Source organism: Shigella sp. SIG6 (genome assembly GCF_053555815.1).
Genome location: NZ_JBQZXC010000236.1, coordinates 1 through 2,347 on the forward strand (window position 1 = coordinate 1; position 2,347 = coordinate 2,347).

The 2,347-nt window shown below is 44.3% G+C and carries 1 protein-coding gene and 1 pseudogene; both read left to right on the forward strand.

All coding sequences use genetic code 11. The annotated features are described in order from the left end of the window. Positions 1-310: 310 nt before the first annotated feature. Positions 311-877, forward strand: a complete 567-nt coding sequence (locus ACUU1M_RS19815) for a fimbrial protein (protein WP_000472405.1) — start codon at positions 311-313, stop codon at positions 875-877. Between the two features lie 50 nt (positions 878-927). Continuing rightward, positions 928-2,347: pseudogene (locus ACUU1M_RS19820) on the forward strand (fimbria/pilus outer membrane usher protein); the annotation flags it as partial.

Here is a 2,347-nt window from a genome sequence, read left to right on the forward strand (position 1 = left end):
TTGTAAAAATAAAATCCACTATCGGACATTCATATAATCTAAAAAAAATATATCGGTATAAATTATAAACAAATCGATGATTTTTAATCATCTATCTTCCTCTCAGTTACATGAATAAACCACCAAATATAGCGCACCCCTATAATTTCCAATACTTTATTCATCAAACATTTAATTCATACCATCAATTAATTACTTTTACATTTAATAAAATTAATAATATTTTTAAGAAAAACTAAAAACATTCGACAATCAAATAAGATATTCTTGCACCGATATACTTTTTTCTTTTCTGTTAAAGGACTCAGTTATGTTTAAAGGACAAAAAACATTGGCCGCACTGGCCGTATCTCTGCTGTTCACAGCACCTGTTTATGCGGCTGATGAAGGATCCTGTGAAATTCACTTTAAAGGTGAAGTTATTGAAGCACCGTGTGAAATACATCAGGATGATATTGATAAAGAGGTTGAACTCGGTCAGGTGACCACCAGCCACATTAATCAGTCACATCACAGCGATGCCGTTGCTGTCGACCTGCTCTTAGTCAACTGTGATCTGGAAAACTCCAGCAACGGTTCCGGTGGCAAGATTTCTAAAGTTGCAGTCACCTTTGATAGCTCAGCGAAAACCACCGGCGCAGATCCGATTCTCAACAACACCAGCACGGGTGAAGCCACCGTCGTCGGCGTACGTTTAATGAATAAAGATCAAAGCAATATCGTTTTAGGCACCGCTACTCCAGATATCGACCTGGCTCCGACCTCCAGCGAACAAACGCTGAATTTCTTTGCCTGGATGGAACAAATTGATCAGGCTACACCTGTAACGCCAGGCGCAGTTACGGCGAATGCAACCTACGTGCTGGATTATAAATAAGTATTACTTTGGCGGCGCTATCGCCGCCTTTCATAAAATATTTATCAGGTATGGACACCGTGAATATTTATCGACTCTCTTTTGTATCCTGCCTGGTCGTGGCGATGCCTTGCGCATTGGCTGTCGAATTCAATCTGAATGTTCTCGATAAATCAATGCGCGACCGCATTGATATTTCATTATTAAAGGAAAAAGGAGTCATTGCTCCCGGTGAGTATTTTGTTAGCGTTGCGGTAAATAATAACCAAATCAGTAACGGGCAAAAGATTAACTGGCACAAAAATGACGATAAAACCATTCCGTGCATCAATGATTTACTGGTCGATAAATTTGGCTTAAAACCTGAAGTCCGTCAGTCGTTACCATTGATAAATCAGTGCGTCGATTTTAGCTCCCGACCTGAAATGCTCTTCAATTTCGATCAAGCCAATCAGCAACTGAATATTAGTATTCCGCAAGCCTGGCAGGCGTGGCACTCAGAAAACTGGACCCCACCCTCCACATGGAAAGAAGGTGTCGCCGGTGTCCTGATGGATTACAACTTGTTTGCCAGCAGCTACCGCCCACAGGATGGCAGCAGCAGCACTAATCTTAACGCCTATGGAACAGCCGGAATCAACACGGGGGCATGGCGCTTACGCAGTGATTATCAGTTGATATCATACTGATAGCGATGATAACCATGAACAGTCAGGCGAAATATCACGTACCTATCTTTTTCGCCCGTTACCGCAATTAGGTTCAAAATTAACCCTCGGCGAAACGGATTTTAGTTCCAATATTTTCGACGGTTTTTCTTATACCGGCGCGGCACTGGCAAGTGACGATCGAATGTTGCCATGGGAACTACGCGGCTACGCCCCACAAATTAGCGGTATTGCACAGACCAATGCCACGGTGACGATCAGTCAATCAGGCCGCGTCATTTACCAGAAAAAAGTCCCACCAGGCCCATTTATCATTGACGACCTTAATCAGTCTGTTCAGGGCACACTGGATGTCAAAGTGACGGAAGAAGATGGTCGGGTGAACAATTTCCAGGTTTCAGCAGCATCGACGCCCTTCCTGACTCGTCAGGGACAGGTTCGCTATAAACTGGCCGCGGGTCAGCCACGGCCCTCCATGTCACATCAAACTGAAAATGAAACCTTTTTTAGCAATGAAGTTTCCTGGGGGATGCTGTCAAACACCTCGCTGTACTGCGGCCTGCTGCTTTCTGGTGATGACTACCATTCTGCCGCAATGGGTATTGGGCAAAATATGCTGTGGCTTGGTGCGCTGTCGTTTGATGTCACGTGGGCCAGTAGCCATTTTGATACTCAGCAGGACGAGCGGGGCTTAAGCTACCGTTTTAATTACAGCAAACAAGTGGATGCCACTAACAGCACGATTTCCCTCGCCGCTTATCGTTTCTCCGATCGTCATTTTCACAGCTACGCCAACTATCTGGATCACAAATACAACGACAGC

What these genes read in the sequence shown, in the direction of transcription:
- ACUU1M_RS19815 (WP_000472405.1), top strand. Translation starts at nt 311, where the DNA reads ATGTTTAAAGGACAAAAAACATTGGCCGCACTGGCCGTATCTCTGCTG.